Genomic DNA, 17,061 nt, shown 5'->3' with positions numbered 1-17,061 from the left:
CCGTTGAAATGGCGCAGGGGCGCCTCGATCACGGCCCGCCGGTGGCGGTGATCGACATCGGGTCGAACTCCGTACGTCTCGTGGTCTATGAAGGTCTGACGCGCAGCCCGTCGCCGATCTTTAACGAGAAGGTGCTGGCCGGCCTCGGGCGGCAGGTGCAGTCGACGGGGCTCTTGGCGCCGGATGCCGTGGCCGAAGCGCTCGCGGCGCTCCGACGGTTTCGCGCGCTGTGCGACAATCTTCAGGTCGGCAAGGTCTATGGCATTGCCACCGCAGCCTGCCGCGATGCGGAGAACGGGCCGCCCTTCATCGCCGAGGCCGAACGCATCTGCCGCGTCAAAATCGATGTGCTGTCCGGCAAGCGTGAAGCGGAACTTGCCGCGCTCGGCGTTGTCTCCGGCATCCATGATCCCGATGGTATCACCGGCGACCTCGGCGGCGGTTCGCTCGAACTGATCGACGTGCGCGGCCACAAGATCCGCCGCGGGGTCACGCTGCCGCTCGGTGGTCTCGCGCTGAAGGACGCCGCCGGTCAATCGTTGAAGCGCGCCGAAAAAATCGTCGAGCGCGCACTGGCCGATGTCCCATTCCTGAAATCCGGCAAAGCCCGCAATTTCTACGCCGTGGGCGGCGCCTGGCGCGCGCTCGCCGGACTGCACATGGCACAGACCGGTTATCCGTTGCACGTCATGCATGGCTATACGTTGCGTGCGCGCGAGGCGCTGGAGTTTTGCGAACTGGTGCAGCGCGTCGATCCGGAAACGCTGTCCAATATCGAAGTGATCTCGGCGGCGCGCCGGCCGCTGCTCGGCTATGCGGCGGTGGTTCTGTCGCGGCTGATCCGCAAGATCCGTCCCGACAATATCGTTTTGTCCGCGCTCGGCGTTCGCGAAGGCTTGCTCTATTCGCTCCTCAGCGAGAGCGAGAAGAAGAAGGATGCCCTGATCGCCGCGGCCCGCAATCTCAACCTGTTGCGCTCGCGCTCGCCGCAGCATGGCGAGGAACTCGTGCGCTGGACCGACCGCTTCATGGATTCGAGCGGCATCGACGAAACCGCAGAGGAGCGCAGGCTGCGCCACGCCGCCTGTCTTGTCGCCGATGTCAGCTGGCGCACGCACCCGGATTATCGCGGCGAGCAATCGCTCAACCTGATCGCGCATGCGGATTTCGTCTCGCTCGACCATGCCGGCCGTGCCTATCTCGCGCTCGCTGTCTATTTCCGGCATGTCGGCATCACCCATGACGACGAATTGTCGCCGCGGCTGCGCGAACTGGCTTCGACGCGGATGCTGGACCGCGCGCGCATCCTCGGTGCGACGATGCGGGTCGCCTATATGGTGTCGGCCTCGATGCCCGGCGTGTTGCCGAAAACGCCGCTGCGTGTCGAGCGTGGGCGTCTCGTGCTGACGCTGTCGGGCTCGAACAGGGCGCTCAATGGCGAGCGGGTGATGAACCGTATGCGCACTCTGGCGCGGCTGATCGGACGCGAGGCCGTGGTCGTGGAAGAGTGATCGCGGGGACGATCCGAACGACCGGGGCGATACCGCCGCGTCAGCTGCTTGCCCGCGAAGCGCCAAGCTGGGTGAGAAAGAACACGTATTCTTCAGCCGCTTCCTCGAGCGCCGTATAGCGGCCCGACTTGCCGCCATGGCCCGCACCCATGTTGGTCTTGAGGAGAAGCGTGTTGCTGTCCGTCTTGGTGGCGCGCAGCTTCGCGACCCACTTGGCCGGCTCCCAATAGGTCACGCGCGGATCGTTCAGGCCGGCGGTGACCAGCATCGCGGGATAGGCCTGTGCCGACACGTTGTCGTAGGGGCTGTAGCTGAGAATATATTCGAACGCGGCCTTGTCGGTGATCGGGTTGCCCCATTCGGACCATTCGCCGGGTGTGAGCGGCAAGGTTTCGTCCAGCATCGTGTTCAGCACATCGACGAAGGGCACATGAGCGGCGATGGCGCCGTAGAGTTCGGGCGCCTGGTTGACGATCGCACCCATGAGTTCGCCGCCGGCCGAGCCGCCCGCCGCCGCGACCCGCCCGGGCGCGGCAAAGCCCTGCGCAATCAGATGGCGCGTGACGTCGACGAAATCGTTGAAGCTGTTCGTGCGCTTGTCGAGCTTGCCGTCGAGATACCAGCCGAAGCCGAGATCGTCGCCGCCGCGAATATGCGCGATGGCGCAGGCAAATCCGCGGTCGAGCAGGGACAGCCGGTTGGTCGAGAAGCCGGGCGGAATGGCATGGCCGTAGGCGCCATAGCCATAGATATGCAGAAGACCTTTCCCGTCCTTCACGAAATCGCGGCGGTAAACCACCGAGACCGGCACCATCACACCGTCGCGCGCCGGCGCGAGCAGCCGCTCGGTGACATATTGCGAGGCGTCGTAGCCGCTCGGGATGTCACGTACTTTCAGCACTTCGAGCCGGCCATCGGTGAGATGATAGTCGTAGACCGTGTTGGGCGTGACCATCGACTGGTAGTTCAGCCGCAGCCGCTCGACCTTGTATTCCGGATTGCTGCCGAGGCTCGCGACATAGCTTGCTTCGGGGAACGCGATATAGCGCTCGGCGCCGGTCGCATAATCCCGCAGGCGGATTTGCGACAGGCCGTCGATCCGCTCCTCGATCACCATCAGGTTTTCGAACGTCGTCAGCCCGAGGATGTAGTGGCGTTCGCTGCCGGGGATGATCTCTTTCCATTGCCCCGGCGCATCGATCGACGCCGTGACGACACGGAAATTCAGATGCGTGTCGTTGCTGCGGATGTAGAGCGTGCCTTCGCGCTCATCGAGGTCGTAGAGGCGGCCGGCGACGCGGGGCGAGACGAGGATCGGCTCCGCGGTAAAATCGGCGAGCGGGATCAGCCGGATTTCGTTGGTCGTGTGATCGCCCGTGGAGAAAGTCGCAAAGCGGCGCGACTGGGTGCGGCCGAGGCTGACCGTGAACATCGGGTCGGGCTCGCGGTAGATCTCCCGGTCGGCGCTTTGCGGATCGCCGAGGCGGTGATGCCAGACCACCTTCGAACGCCAGTGTTCGTCCGCGTCGGTATAGAGGAAGCTTTTCGAATCCGCGGCCCAGATCAGGCCATAGCGCCAGTTTTCGATGGTGTCGGGCAGGTCCTGTCCGGTTGCAAGGTCGCGGACCTTCAGCACGTAGCGTTCCGAGCCGTTGGTATCGATTGCGTATGCGAGAAGGCGCCCGTCCGGACTGACCGCGTGGCCGCCGAGCCGGAAATAATCGTGGCCTTCGGCCAAGGCCGGCTCGTCGATGATGATTTCATCGGCACCGCCGACAAACTTGCGCCGGAACCATTTCGGATATTCCGCGCCCGCATCGAAGGCGTACCAATAGACGTAGGCGCCATCCTTCTGCGGCACGCTGGCGTCATCGTCCTTTATGCGCCCCTTCATCTCCGCGACGACGCTGTCCACGAGATCGCGATGCGGGGCCATCACCGACTCGAAATACGCGTTCTCGGCGTCGAGATAGGCGAGAATGTCGGGGTCCTTGACCTCCGGATAACCGGGATCGCGCAGCCAGGCATAAGGGTCTTCGATCGTGATCCCGTGCCGGGTGAAGCTGTGCGGCACGCGCTTGGCAATGGGAGGCTTGTTCTTGGGATCGTTCGACATTCGATGCATCGCTTTCGAAGACTCGTGCTTAGGGCCGCCCACCAGCGCGAAGTCAGCGCTTCAGTCCAGGTCTCGTGTCTGCGGATACGAGCGTCAACCGCGCGAACTGTCTAGCTCCGCTCGATCGCCGTAACCCGTCCCTTTTCGATCGCGAGTGCGAGCTTGCCGGATTTCAGCGCCAGCGCCTTCTCGCCGAACAATTCCCGGCGCCAGCCTTTCAAGGCCGGCACGTCGGCGCGATCGTCGGCCGCGATCCGTTCCAGATCGTCGACCGTCGCAATCACCTTGGCTGCGACAGCATGTTTCTCCGCAGTCATGCGCAGCAAAACTTTCAGAAGCTCGACGATGGCGGTGCCGTTCTGCAACGGCTTGGTGCGCTCGATCGCTGGCAATGTCTTGGGATCGCGCGCCAGACCGCGCTTGACGAGGTCCGGGATTTCGAGGCCCCAGCGGGAGCGCTCGAAGCCTTTCGGCAGAGAACGTAATGACGACAGCCGCTCGATCGTCGTCGGCGCCTGGATCGCGATGTCGGCGACGACTTCGTCTTTCAGAACACGTCCGCGCGGGATGTCGCGTGCCTTGGCCTCGCGTTCGCGCCAGGCCGCGATTTCCATGAGCACGGCGAGCTCTTTCGGCTTGCGGACCCGCGATCGCAGCCTTTGCCACGCATTGTCGGGGTCCATCCGGTAGGTTTCGGGCGAGGTGAGGACATCCATTTCCTCGCTCATCCACTCGATGCGATTGCGCTTTTCGAGATCGGCCTTGAGCTTGCGATAGACGTCGCGCAAATGCGTGACATCGGACACCGCATATTCGATCTGCGCCTTGCTCAAGGGCCGGCGCGTCCAGTCGGTGAAGCGCGACGACTTGTCGAGGGTGTCGCCGGTGATGCGCTGGACAAGCTGGTCGTACGACACAGAGTCTCCGTGCCCGAGCACCATCGCCGCGATCTGGGTGTCGAACACCGGATGCGGGATCAGGTTCGCGCGATGCCAGACGATCTCGATGTCCTGACGGGCGGCGTGGAAGACCTTGATGACGGTTTCATTGCCCATCAGGTCGAAGAACGGCTGCAGGTCGATGTCAGGCGCGAGCGCGTCGACCACGACGGCTTCGTCGGGGCTTGCCAGCTGGGCGACGCAGAGCTGCGGATAATAGGTCGACTCGCGCAGGAATTCGGTGTCGACGGTCACGAATGGATGCGCCGCCAGCCGTTCGCAGGCCTCGCGAAGTTCGTTGGTGGTGGTGATCAGGTCCATGCCGGATCGATCACCCGCGGACACGCGGCATCATGATGAACTCCCACGGCGAGGGCATCGCCGCGACCGGCATGTCGATCAGGGTCGGCCCGTCCTTGCGCTTGAACCCGCGCTTGAGTGCCGCCCGCAACTGCGCGGGGTTTTCCACGCGCTCGGCGGCGGCGCCGAAGCTTTCGGCGAATTTCACGAAATCCGGATTGGTGAGGTCGCTCGCGATGGTGCGTCCGCCATACCATTCCTGCTGGATCAGCTTCACGTTGCCGAATGCGTTGTTGTTGAACACCACCGTGACCAGCGGGATCTTGTGGTGGACGGCGGAAGCGAGTTCGCTCGCGGTGTAGAGAAAGCCGCCATCGCCGGTGATCGAGAGCACCGGCACGTCGCGCCGCGCGTCCTGGACGCCGAGTGCGGTCGCAAAGCCCCAGCCGAGATTGTCCTGATATCCCGGTGAGATGAAGGTCCGCGGCTTGTAGACCGGCAGCGCCAGCCGCGCCGCAAAGCCGATCTGCGTCACCTCGTCGACGAAGATTCCGTCTTCCGGCAATTCGGCGCGGATCGCGTCGAGAATCGCCATCTGCGGCACGAGCTTCGCGAGCCGCTTGGCGAGCTTCGCCTGCCGCTCCTGCATCTCGGCCTTGCGCGAATTCCGCTTGGCATTATGCGCGGGCAGGGCGGCGATCAGCTTGCGCAGCACGGGGGCCGCATTTCCAATGAGAGCGACATCGGGCTTGCCGGCGCGCTCGGGCTCATCCGGATCGGCCTCGACGCGGATCACCTTGAGGTTCTTGTCTGTGCCCCAGACGGTGAGCTGCTGGAGCATCCGGCTGCCGACGCCGATGACGACATCGACTTCGGGCCACATCTCATGCGCCAGCGGCAAGGTGATCGAGAGCGGGTCCCGGCTGTCCAGGACCCCGCGGCCGCGCCGATAGCCCAGCACGGGCGCCTGGAGCATCGCAGAGAGCTGCGTGACCTCTTCGGAGGCGTCCTGGGCGCCGCCGCCGCAGACGATCATCGGATTCCTGGCGGCCCCGAGCAGCTTCGCCGCGGCCTCGACCGCCTCGTCGTCGATCGGCGGCTCGAAAACCGGGAGCGGCGCGAAGTCCGCCACGGGTTCGGCGCGCCCCCAAACATCCATCGCGCATTCAAGGACGGCAGGTCCGGGGCGGCCCACGAACATGGACTGGATCGCCTGGGCGACCACCCGGGGCGCATCGGCGGCGCGCGGGATGCGGGCGGAGTGGTCGACGAGCCGCGACACGATGCCGGCCTGGTCCCGGATTTCGTGCAAATGGCCGAGATCGCGGCCGATCGCGCTTTGCGGGATTTGCCCGATCAGGCCGAGGACCGGGGCGTTCATCGAATAGGCGGTCAGGAGGGCCGCGGCGGAATTGAGGAGCCCGGGCCCAGGAACCACGCAATAGGCCTGCGGCGCCCCGGTCGCCAGCGCCGCGCCGAGGGCCATATAGGCGCAGCCCTGTTCATGGCGGGTATGCAACACCCGAATCCGATTCCCCGCGCGATGCAGGGCGTCGAAGAAATGGTCGTTATGCACCCCCGGCAGGGCGTAGACCGTGTCGATTCCATGCGCGAGCAGAGCATTGACCACAGCCTGGCCCGTGGTCATTCGGACCGCCTGCGCGCTGGATTTTGGCTTCGCGGCGGCGTTCTTGGCTGGTTTGGGCATCGATTCCGTCGAGGTGCTTTTCCACCCTCAGAATGCAGATCGAGGCGGTTCTGTCGAGGCATTCCCTTGCCTTGACAAAGCACGACCCCCATGCGCTTTTCCGGCGCCTTCAGCCCACTTTGCAGAGCCCTGTCACCGAAAGATTTTCCATGCATCGTTACCGCTCCCACACCTGCGGTGCGCTCCGCCAGAGCGACATCGGCGCGGCCGTGCGGCTGTCCGGCTGGGTCCACAGGGTCCGCGACCATGGAGGCGTGCTGTTCATCGACCTGCGCGACCATTACGGGCTCACCCAGGTAGTCGCCGACCCCGACAGCCCGGCCTTCCGGGATGCGGAAAAGGTGCGCTCGGAATGGGTGATCCGGGTCGACGGCAAGGTGCGGGCGCGCCCGGCGGGAACCGAGAATCCGGACCTGCCCACCGGCCTGGTCGAGGTCTTCGCCACCGAGATCGAGGTGCTGGGGCCGGCCGGCGAATTGCCGATGCCGGTATTCGGCGATCAGGAATATCCGGAAGAGATCCGGCTGCGTTACCGCTTCCTAGACCTGCGCCGCGAGCGGCTGCACAACAACATCATGAAGCGCGGTGCGATCATCGATTCGATCCGCCGCCGCATGAAGGAGGGCGGCTTCTTCGAATTCCAGACGCCGATCCTGACAGCTTCGTCGCCGGAAGGCGCGCGCGACTATCTTGTCCCCTCGCGCATCCATCCGGGCAAGTTCTACGCGCTGCCGCAGGCGCCGCAGCAATTCAAGCAGCTGATCATGGTGTCGGGCTTCGATCGCTACTTCCAGATCGCGCCCTGTTTCCGCGACGAGGATGCGCGGGCCGACCGCTCGCCGGGCGAATTCTATCAGCTCGATATCGAGATGAGCTTCGTCACGCAGGACGATGTCTTCAACGCGGTGGAGCCGGTGCTGCGCGGGGTGTTCGAGGAATTTGCGAACGGCAAGCCGGTGACGCAGAAATTCCCGCACATCGCCTACGCCGATGCGATGCGGCTTTACGGCTCGGACAAGCCGGACCTGCGCAATCCGATCAAGATGGCGAATGTCACCGACGCCTTCCGCGGCTCGGGCTTCAAGATTTTCGCCAACATGATCGCGAACGATCCGGCGGTGGAAGTCTGGGCGATCCCGGCGAAGACCGGCGGCAACCGCGCCTTCTGCGACCGGATGAATTCATGGGCGCAAGGTGAAGGGCAGCCGGGGCTCGGCTACATCTTCTGGCGCGAGGGCGAGGAGGGCGGCGCGGGTCCGCTCGCCAAGAATATCGGTCCCGAGCGCACCAAACAGATCGCCGATCAGCTTTCGCTTGGCGTCGGCGACGCGGTGTTCTTCGTTGCCGGCAAGCCGAAGGACTTCGTGAAATTCGCAGGCCTTGCCCGCACCCGCGTCGGCGAGGAACTGAAGTTGATCGATACCGACCGATTCGAGTTTTGCTGGATCGTCGACTTCCCGATGTACGAATGGAGCGAGGAGGAGAAGAAGATCGACTTCTCGCACAATCCGTTCTCAATGCCGAACATGCCCGTGAACGAATTCCTGGCGCTCGATCCAAGCGAGACCGAGAAGATCCTCGGCATCAAGGCGTTCCAGTACGACATCGTCTGCAATGGCGTGGAGCTGTCGTCGGGCGCGATCCGGAATCACCGCCCCGACGTGATGAAGAAGGCCTTCGCGATCGCGGGCTACGACGAAAGCGTGCTGGAGGCGAAGTTCGGAGGCATGCTGCGCGCGCTCTCGCTCGGCGCCCCGCCGCACGGCGGCATCGCGCCCGGCATCGATCGCATCGTCATGCTGCTCTGCGGGGAGGAGAATCTCCGCGAGGTGGTGCTGTTCCCCATGAACCAGCGGGCCGAGGACCTGCTCATGGGCGCGCCGTCCGAGGTCACCCCGAAGCAATTGCGCGAATTGCATATCAGGCTGGCGCTGCCGCAGAAGTGACCCTGCGGGCACGGTAGCGTACAGCTCTCGCGTGCAGCGCTGCGAGGTCCGCCGATTCACAGATGCTGCGTTCCGCCGCGTCGCGGGCCATGGGCCCGTGACGCGCGATTCCGGGCCGTTTCAGGTAGTATTCGCAATGTCTCGATAACTTCCCTAAAAGGCAGGGCAGCGGTTTCGGCTCTGCTTCGGAAAAGAAATAATGCCATCGGTGATGTCCAATTTGTCCGAGGATCTGAAGAATCGGGCGCTCGCTTATCATCGGTTTCCGAGGCCCGGAAAACTTCAGATCGCGGCCTCCAAGCCTCTCGGCACCCAGAACGATCTTGCCTTGGCCTATTCGCCGGGCGTCGCTGCGGCCTGCGAGGCGATCGCGGCCGATCCGCGCGAGGCGGCCGAACTCACGACGCGTCAGAATCTTGTCGCCGTCGTCTCGAACGGCAGTGCGGTTCTCGGTCTCGGCAATATCGGGCCGCTTGCGTCCAAGCCGGTGATGGAAGGCAAGGCGGTCCTGTTCAAGAAATTCGCGGGCATCGACGTGTTCGACATCGAGATCGATGCGCCGGAAGTCGACCGCATGGTCGACGTGATCTCGGCACTGGAACCGACCTTCGGCGGCATCAACCTCGAGGACATCAAGGCGCCGGAATGCTTCGAGGTGGAAGCCAGGCTGAAGGAGCGGATGAAAATTCCGGTCTTCCATGACGACCAGCATGGCACAGCCATCATTGTCGCCGCCGCCGTCACCAATGCGCTTTATCTTGCCGGGAAGAAAATCGAGGACGTGAAAATCGTTGCGTCGGGCGCAGGTGCTGCGGCGCTCGCCTGCCTCAATCTCCTCGTCGCGCTCGGTGCCAAGCGCGAGCACATCTTCGTCTCCGACATTGAGGGCGTGGTCTACAAGGGCCGCAACAAGCTCATGGACCGCTGGAAGGAGGTCTACGCGCAGGACACCGACGCGCGGACGCTCGGAGACATCATCGGCGGCGCCGACATCTTCCTCGGCGTGTCGGCAGGCGGTGTGCTGCAGCCCGACATGGTCAAGCGCATGGCGGATCGGCCGCTGATCATGGCGCTCGCCAACCCGACGCCCGAAATCATGCCGGACGAAGCGCGCGCCGTAAGACCGGACGCGATGATCTGTACCGGACGTTCGGACTATCCGAACCAGGTCAACAACGTGCTGTGCTTCCCGTTTATTTTCCGCGGCGCGCTGGATGTCGGTGCGACCACCATCAATGAGCCGATGAAACGTGCGGCGGTAGAAGCAATCGCTGCGCTGGCGCGCGAAGCGCCGTCCGAAGTTGCCGCCCGCGCCCAGGGCGGCGAGGCGCGCACGTTCGGCCCGGGCTCGCTCATTCCCAATCCGTTCGATCCGCGATTGATCCTGCGGATCGCTCCGGCCGTCGCGCAGGCCGCGATCGAGTCGGGCGCGGCGACCCGGCCGTTCGGGGATTTCGATGCCTATCGCGAGCGTCTGAACCGTTTCGTTTTCCGGTCCGGCTTCATCATGAAGCCGGTCTTCATCCGCGCCAAGGAAGACCTCAAGCGGGTGATCTACGCCGAGGGCGAGGATGAACGTGTGCTGCGTGCGACGCAGGTCGTGGTCGAAGAGGGGCTCGCTCATCCGCTGTTGATCGGGCGTCCGAATGTCGTCGAGACGCGGCTTGAACGCTATGGATTGTCGGTCCGCCCCGGCCGCGATTTCACGTTGATCAATCCGGACGACGACCCGCGCTACCGCGAATTCGTCCAGGCCTATGTCGAAGCCGCGGGGCGGCGCGGGATCACTCCCGACGCTGCGCGAACCATCGTGCGGACCAATGCGACGGTGATCGGGGCACTCTCGGTGCGCCTGAAGATTGCCGACGCCCTGATTTGCGGGCTTGAAGGCCGCTACATGGCGCACCTGAAGAACATCCGCGACGTCATCGGGCTGGCGCAGGGCGTGGACGAGTTCGCGGCCTTGTCGCTCGTCATCACCGACAAGGGCGCGTATTTCCTCGCCGATACGCATGTGACCCCGGAACCGAGCGCGGAGGCGATTGCCGACATGGCGGTGCTTGCCGCGGCGCATGTCCGCCGCTTTGGTCTGGAGCCGAAAATCGCGCTGCTCTCGCACTCGGATTTCGGCTCATACGACACAGCATCGGCCGCCAAGATGCGTGCGGCGATGAAGCTGCTGCAGGAGCGCAACCCGGAACTCGAAGCCGAAGGTGAGATGAATGGCGACACCGCGCTGAACCCGGCCATTCGCGAGCGGGTGTTTCCGCATTCGCGGCTCAAGGGTGAGGCCAACGTTCTGATCATGCCCAATCTCGACGCCGCCAATATCGCCTACCAGATGACCAAGGTGCTGGCGGACGCACTGGCGGTCGGGCCGATTCTGATCGGCGCGGCGATGCCGGCACACATCCTGACGCCGTCGGTCACGGCGCGTGGCGTGATCAACATGACGGCGCTTGCGGCCGTGGAAGCGCAGGGCGCGAGCGCGCGGTAATCACGCCGCGCTTTGCGGCATTTTGTCGTTCGCGGCTCGCTTGAAGCGGCCGGGCAAAATGCTTAATTCCAAGCCTGCCGCTTGTTTTCAGCGCTTTACGCGCTGTCGGGGCGGCTTTTTCATTCCGTGAGCCGGTTCGCCGGACTCTCGGGCTGCGCTCTCTGGTTGAGGAGGTCGGCACATGCGCCGGAACGCCCTCTTTCAATCGGGGACGGGCTTGGGGGCCCCAAGTACCTCCCGAACGAAGGACTTGCACATCGACGCAGCCGCGTCGAACACCGCACCACAGGACGACCGCTTCGTTTTGCGAAACGGGATCAGATGCGCGGGCACGCATCTTATCATCGATCTGTATGGCGCCCGGAAACTCGATGACATCGATCATATCGAGACGGTGCTGCGCGACTGCGTCACCGCATCCGGGGCGACCCTCTTGCACATCCATCTGCATCATTTCGAGCCGAATGGCGGAGTATCCGGCGTCGCGGTGCTGGCCGAGAGCCACATCTCGATTCACTCATGGCCGGAAAATCGTTACGCCGCGCTCGATGTGTTCATGTGCGGCGCCGCAGAACCCGAAGCCTGCATTCCGGTTCTGCGCGAGGCCTTCAAGCCGACGCGCATCGCAGTGAGCGAAATCCTGCGCGGGCAGGGCGTCTAGCCCGCCTGCGGATTTGGGGGCGTCTCGACTAGAATGAACGTCGGCGGGCGCCGCGCGCGCCGGCGTGAGGATGCGTCATGGCCGAGGATCGCTGGATTTCCGAGTCGCTGTTCGATGATGCCGGATTGCGCACGTCCTACAGGGCGACGCGCATCCTGCACGAGTCGAAAACAGAGCATCAGCATCTGTTGCTGTTCGAGAGCCCGCATTTCGGAAAGGTGCTGATGCTCGACGGCGCAACGCAAGTCACGTCAGCGGACGAATTCATCTACCATGAGATGATGTCGCATGTGCCCATCCTCGCGCATGGGCGCGCGCAGAACATTCTGATCGTCGGCGGCGGAGACTGCGGCATCGCCGAGGAGGTGCTCAAGCACGACACGGTGCAGCGCCTGACGCTCGTCGAAATCGATGCATCGGTGGTGGCTTTTGCCAAAGACTATTTCCCGGAATTCACCCGCCCGGTCCTGAGCGATCCGAGGTTCGAGCTTGTGATCGGGGATGGCCTGTCATTCGTCGAGCAAACCGAGCGCCGGTTTGACGTCGTGATTGTGGATTCAACCGATCCGCACGGGCCCGGCGAAGTCCTGTTTTCCGAAGCCTTCTATCGCGGCGTGCGGAAATGCCTCAATCCGGGCGGGATCATGGTCACCCAGAGCGGCGTGCCGTTCCTGCAGCCGCGCGTGGTGCAAAACTCGGTCAAGGCCTTCCGCACTCTGTTTGTGGACGGCGGCTGCTATGTGGCAGCCATTCCGACCTATACCGGTGGTCATCTCGCGATGGGCTGGGCCACCGACGACATTGCGCTGCGCAATGTCTCCGTGGAGGAGCTGACGCAACGATACGAGCGGGCCGAACGCTTCCCGACGCGATACTGGACGCCGCAGGTGCATCGCGCGGCGTTCGCGCTGCCGCGCTACATCGACGAATTGATTGCGCAGCCGTGATGTTTCGGCGCTCATGTGCGCCGATCTCAAAACTGGTTCGCCAGAAATGTTTCCAGCGTCACCGGGTCCGCTTTCAACAGCGGCTCGGCGGGCGTGACGCCTTCGAATTCCGTCGCCTCGAAGAACCAGCCCCGCGTTGCCGGCAATCCCCACAATTGCGAGCGGCTGGTGTTGGTCAGGTCCCAGCGGATCGGCGGAACGTCGGGATCGATGGCCTGATAATGGGTATTGAACAACTCGATCCGATGGTCATCCGGATCGCGGAAATAGACAAACAGCGCGTTGCCGATGCCATGCCGTCCGGGCCCGCGCTCCATCCGGCTGGCATAGCCCATGCTGGCGGCAACATCGCAGGCATGGATGAGGTCGCGCACCTCCGGCACCGTGTATGCGAAATGGTGCAGGCGCGGTCCGCGACCGTTGCTGAAGACAATGTCGTGCGGATTGCCCTTCCGCGCGAGCCAGATGCCCCACAATTCGTCCGTGCCGTCCCGTGCGGTATATTCCGTCAACCGGAATCCGAGCGGGGCGTAGAAATCGAACGCGCGCTGGATATCGGACGCTGCGACCTGGACATGGTCGAGATGCTGCGGGCTGCCGCCGTGGAATTTGTCGAAGCGCTGCATCAGTCGGGGCACGATATCCATCGTCGTGCAGAGTTCGATCGGCGAGCCCGAACCGTCGACGAAACGCAGCGTGCGCCCCTGATGCTTCGCCTCGATCCAGCTGTTCGGCACGTTGGCTTGATCGAGATAATGCTTGGCCTTATCGAGGTCGCCTTCGGTGAGCACGCGAAAGCCGATCGCCTGACACACCGGTTTGTCGTCAGACCGGCGGATGACGAGTGAATGGTGGGAGGCTTCTTCCAGCCCGCGCAAATAAAGCGCGTCGTCGTCCTGGTCGCTCACTACGAGACCGAGGACGTCGCAATAGAAGCGGCGGCTCGCGTCGAGATCGCGGCCGGTCAAAATCACGTGGCTGACCCGTGTGATGTTGAAGGGCGGGTCAAGAACTGGCGCGGGCAGGGTCATGCTGATCGATTGGGCTGAAGAGACGTGGGCAGGGCCACTTGATGTGGGCGTGGCGCACCATATGGCTCGTGGCAGGCGGGTTCAATTGTCTCGTTGTCCGACCCGCCGCCCGGTGTAGACTTGCGAAAGTCCGAGCTGTATCGACCAAAGATCAACGGATGCTGCGGCCATGAGTTTTTTTCCCGGTGAGGATCCGACCCCTGGTGACCGTCAGAGCTGCGATGCGCTCGAGCGCGTGATCGTTCCGCGCTCGACCGATCTCGGCAATTTCGAGGTTCGCCGGGCGCTGCCCTCTGCGCAGCGGCGCATGGTTGGGCCGTTCGTGTTCCTCGACGAGATGGGCCCGGCGGAATTTCGCGCGGGGACAGGTGTCGACGTGCGGCCGCATCCGCATATCGGACTTGCCACCGTGACCTATCTGTTCGACGGCGAGATCACCCACCGCGACAGTCTCGGCACCTTCATCGCCATCCGGCCCGGCGAAGTGAACTGGATGACGGCCGGGCGCGGCATTGTGCATTCCGAACGCACGGCGCCGGAGCTCCGCGTCGACGGCGACACGCTGCACGGTCTGCAATGCTGGGTCGCGCTTCCGGCCGACAAGGAGGAGATCGCGCCATCGTTCTTTCACCGCGACGCAGGCGACCTCCCGCTCGTCAGCGATGTCGGATTCACCGCTCGCGTGGTCGCAGGGCAGGCCTTCGGTGCGCGCTCCCCGGTCGTGACCGCGTCCGACACGGTGTTCGCCGATGTGGTGATGCAGGCAGGCACAACGGTCCCGCTCGACCCCGATTACGAAGAACGCGCAATCTATGTCGTGAGCGGAACGATCGAGATCGCGGGGGATCAATTCACCGGACCGCGTCTTCTGGTGTTTCGGCCCGGCGACCGCATCGCGATCCGCGCCGTTACCGCAAGCCGGATCGCGATCCTTGGCGGCGCGGCACTCGATGGTCCGCGCCACATCTGGTGGAATTTCGTCTCCTCGCGGAAGGAGCGCATCGAGCAGGCGAAAGAGGACTGGAAAAACGCACGCTTCGATATCGTGCCGGGCGACGAGACCGAGTTCATTCCGCTGCCCGAGCGCTAGCCCATTGGCCCAGTCGGCTGAAGCGCTGCTGGCGCGGTCGCCCCGCCGGGCGGCCCGCTTAACATGCGCCTAACCATACCCTCAGGCGCCGCAAGCGCTGTCACCACCAATCGAAACGCGAGCCCTATGCTTAATCCCGCCTTTACGGGAAGCGGGCAAGTTGGGTTGTTGAGTGTGCGTGGGGGCGTTTGCGTTGTCATCGAGAGCCAGAAAACTGATCGCGATCGCGGTCGGCATCCTGCTCGCGGGTGCACCCATGATCGGGCTTCACCTGTGGGTCGATGGCCTTCTGGTTCGCCAAAGCGCAAGCGATATCGAAACCTTCGCGCGCCGCTCGGTCAATCTGGCTGATGCGCGCCTTGGCCTCGCGCTGTCCGGCCTCGCCACACTCGCCAAACGCGGCGTCGACGGCTGTCGCGCGGACCAGGTGGCGGCGCTCGGCGAAGCCAGCCTGTCGTCGCCCTGGGTCAAGCAATTCTCTGTGCTCGGCGCCGCCGGGCAACCGCTTTGTGCCGACGTCGCCTTGCCGGGCCTCGTTCGCGTGCTCTCGTCGCGCAAGGTGCAGGGCTCGGACGCTGAAATCGAGGTGGTGCAGATCGACGGCCGGCCCGGACGCATGGTGCGGTTGCGGCAGCCAGCCGGGCCCGGGGGAACGGCGAGTCTGGCCGCCCTCGTCCTCCCGGAAGTCCTGATCGCCCGGCTCGGCATGAGGGAACGGGTCGGAGCGGAATATGCCCAGCTCGCCCTGCTGGACGGCACCATGATCTCGGAACTCGGCACCCGCCCAACCGATAGCGAAAGCCTTTCGTCAGTGACCCGCAATGCGCAGGTCAACGACCGTTTCGGCGTGCGGGTGGCGACGTCGCATCCGCAGATCGGAGGCGAGGTGTCGATCGCGGACTTGCGCGAGATCGCGATCGCGATGACGGGGATCCTCGCGCTGGCCATCGTCGCGGTCGCGCTCATCCTGCGCGTACGCTATCGCGACAATCCTGTGGCAGATCTCGAGCGCGCGCTGCGGCGCGGCGAGTTCGTGCCGTATTACCAACCGATCGTCGACATCACCAGCGGACGGCTTCGCGGCGCCGAGGTCCTCATGCGCTGGAAGAAAAGCGATGGGACCGTGCTGCCGCCCGCCGCGTTCATTCCGCTCGCGGAATCAAGCGGGCTGATCGTGGCGATGACGCAAAGCATCATGCGCCATGTCGTAAAGGAGCTGGGGCAGGCCTATGCGCTGCGTCCCAAGCTCAAGGTCGGCTTCAACTTGAGCGCAGAGCATTTCTCGAACGAGACGATTGCCCGCGAGCTGCGGTCGATCTTCGAACGTTCGCCCATTCGCTATTCGCAGATCTTTCTGGAAGTGACCGAGCGTCAGCCCCTCGAAAATCTGGCCCAGACGCGCCGGATCATTGCGACCCTGCAGGATCTCGGTCTGCGCATCGCGATCGACGATGTCGGCGCCGGCCATGGCGGGCTGTCCTATATCCTGAAACTCGGCGCCGACATCATCAAGATCGACAAGATGTTCGTCGACGCGCTGGGCAGCGACAATCATTCGAGCACCATCATCGAGACGCTCGTCGATCTGGCCGCGAGCATGCGCATGGACATCATCGCCGAGGGCGTCGAAACCTTCGAGCAAGTGGTCGCCTTGCGCGAGCGCGGGATTCGCACCGCGCAGGGCTTTGTCTTCGCTCCACCGCTGCCGGGACCTTCGTTCCTGAAGCTCGTCGAGGCGATCGATCCACGCCAGGCAACGGAAACCGCGTTCAATCCCGCTCAACCGCAGCTCCGCATGGCCTGACGCCCGGCTTTGTGGAGGCGCTTCGCGGCGCATGATATGCTGCGCAGGCGCGCGATCGACGGGAGAACGTCCATGATTCGGATGACCACAGGAGCGGCCTGCCTTGCACTTGCTCTGGCGATGCCGGTCCAGGAGGCCGCCGCGCAGGAGGGTCTGATCGGAGGAGCGATCTTTGGCGGCGCCGCCGGCGCAATCATCGGTGGTGCGGCAGGTGGCCGTGGCGGCGCAGCGGCGGGTGCGATCATCGGAGCCGCGACAGGCGCGGCGCTGGGCGCGCAGATGGAACGCCGGCACACCGGCTATTATTGGTATAACGGCCGCTGCTGGCGGTGCGACCGGGGTGGCGATTATCACCTGGTGTCCCGCGGCTTCTGTTGAAAGCGCGCGCGGCGGCCCGGGGAGGGGTTGCAACAGCCCATCCTTGCCTCAGGATTGCCATCGCCCGCGCGCAGGACTGACCCGAATTTTCACTGAGCCCCCGCTACATCCATGAAAATCCCGTTTCTTGCTCT

12 protein-coding genes are annotated in these 17,061 nt (G+C 64.1%); 8 read left to right on the top strand and 4 right to left on the bottom strand.

Annotation, left to right across the window (positions count from 1 at the left end; all coding sequences use genetic code 11):
* Nucleotides 1-8: 8 nt before the first annotated feature.
* On the top strand, nucleotides 9-1,511 hold the full coding sequence (ppx, locus tag VN004_RS11005) for an exopolyphosphatase (RefSeq protein ID WP_325609878.1): 1,503 nt from the start codon (nucleotides 9-11) through the stop codon (nucleotides 1,509-1,511).
* A gap of 40 nt (nucleotides 1,512-1,551) precedes the next feature.
* Here the strand turns inward: ppx and VN004_RS11000 are convergent, their stop codons facing one another.
* The 3 genes from VN004_RS11000 to VN004_RS10990 form a co-directional block, all read right to left on the bottom strand.
* Nucleotides 1,552-3,627, bottom strand: a complete 2,076-nt coding sequence (locus VN004_RS11000; protein ID WP_325609877.1) for a S9 family peptidase — start codon at nucleotides 3,625-3,627, stop codon at nucleotides 1,552-1,554.
* Nucleotides 3,628-3,737: 110 nt separating this feature from the next.
* Nucleotides 3,738-4,886, bottom strand: coding sequence for a ribonuclease D (rnd, locus tag VN004_RS10995; RefSeq protein ID WP_325609875.1), 1,149 nt, complete (start codon nucleotides 4,884-4,886; stop codon nucleotides 3,738-3,740).
* A gap of 10 nt (nucleotides 4,887-4,896) precedes the next feature.
* Complete coding sequence (locus tag VN004_RS10990) at nucleotides 4,897-6,513, bottom strand: thiamine pyrophosphate-dependent enzyme (RefSeq protein WP_325609873.1); 1,617 nt, start codon at nucleotides 6,511-6,513, stop codon at nucleotides 4,897-4,899.
* Nucleotides 6,514-6,722: 209 nt separating this feature from the next.
* Here VN004_RS10990 and aspS point away from each other — a divergent pair, with 209 nt between their 5' ends.
* The 4 genes from aspS (at nucleotide 6,723) to speE (ending at nucleotide 12,624) form a co-directional block, all read left to right on the top strand.
* Nucleotides 6,723-8,519, top strand: coding sequence for an aspartate--tRNA ligase (aspS, locus tag VN004_RS10985; RefSeq protein ID WP_325609871.1), 1,797 nt, complete (start codon nucleotides 6,723-6,725; stop codon nucleotides 8,517-8,519).
* A gap of 211 nt (nucleotides 8,520-8,730) precedes the next feature.
* Complete coding sequence (locus VN004_RS10980; RefSeq protein ID WP_325609869.1) at nucleotides 8,731-11,016, top strand: NADP-dependent malic enzyme; 2,286 nt, start codon at nucleotides 8,731-8,733, stop codon at nucleotides 11,014-11,016.
* Nucleotides 11,017-11,266: 250 nt separating this feature from the next.
* A complete protein-coding gene (speD, locus tag VN004_RS10975; protein WP_325609867.1) occupies nucleotides 11,267-11,677 on the top strand; it encodes an adenosylmethionine decarboxylase in 411 nt (136 codons plus the stop codon).
* 77 nt (nucleotides 11,678-11,754) lie between these two features.
* Nucleotides 11,755-12,624, top strand: coding sequence for a polyamine aminopropyltransferase (gene speE, locus VN004_RS10970; RefSeq protein ID WP_325609865.1), 870 nt, complete (start codon nucleotides 11,755-11,757; stop codon nucleotides 12,622-12,624).
* A gap of 26 nt (nucleotides 12,625-12,650) precedes the next feature.
* On the opposite strand, the gene hpaD is transcribed toward speE, so the two are convergent.
* Nucleotides 12,651-13,655: a 3,4-dihydroxyphenylacetate 2,3-dioxygenase gene (gene hpaD, locus VN004_RS10965; protein WP_325609863.1), complete on the bottom strand. Its 1,005-nt coding sequence runs from the start codon at nucleotides 13,653-13,655 to the stop codon at nucleotides 12,651-12,653.
* A gap of 169 nt (nucleotides 13,656-13,824) precedes the next feature.
* On the opposite strand from hpaD, the gene VN004_RS10960 reads away from it, so the two are divergent.
* From VN004_RS10960 to VN004_RS10950, 3 genes are all read left to right on the top strand, one after another.
* Entirely contained in the window at nucleotides 13,825-14,745 is a 921-nt protein-coding gene (locus VN004_RS10960; protein ID WP_325609861.1) for a pirin family protein, read from the top strand.
* A gap of 178 nt (nucleotides 14,746-14,923) precedes the next feature.
* Nucleotides 14,924-16,549 carry an EAL domain-containing protein gene (locus VN004_RS10955; RefSeq protein ID WP_325609859.1) on the top strand — a complete coding sequence of 542 codons (1,626 nt, stop codon included), beginning with the start codon at nucleotides 14,924-14,926 and terminating at the stop codon, nucleotides 16,547-16,549.
* A 72-nt stretch (nucleotides 16,550-16,621) separates the two neighbouring features.
* On the top strand, nucleotides 16,622-16,927 hold the full coding sequence (locus VN004_RS10950) for a glycine zipper domain-containing protein (protein WP_325609857.1): 306 nt from the start codon (nucleotides 16,622-16,624) through the stop codon (nucleotides 16,925-16,927).
* Nucleotides 16,928-17,061 lie beyond the last annotated feature (134 nt).

This window comes from Pseudorhodoplanes sp., from assembly GCF_035565855.1.
In the GTDB taxonomy this organism is placed as follows: Bacteria; Pseudomonadota; Alphaproteobacteria; order Rhizobiales; family Xanthobacteraceae; genus Pseudorhodoplanes.
This window is presented reverse-complemented; position numbering and strand designations above follow the sequence as displayed.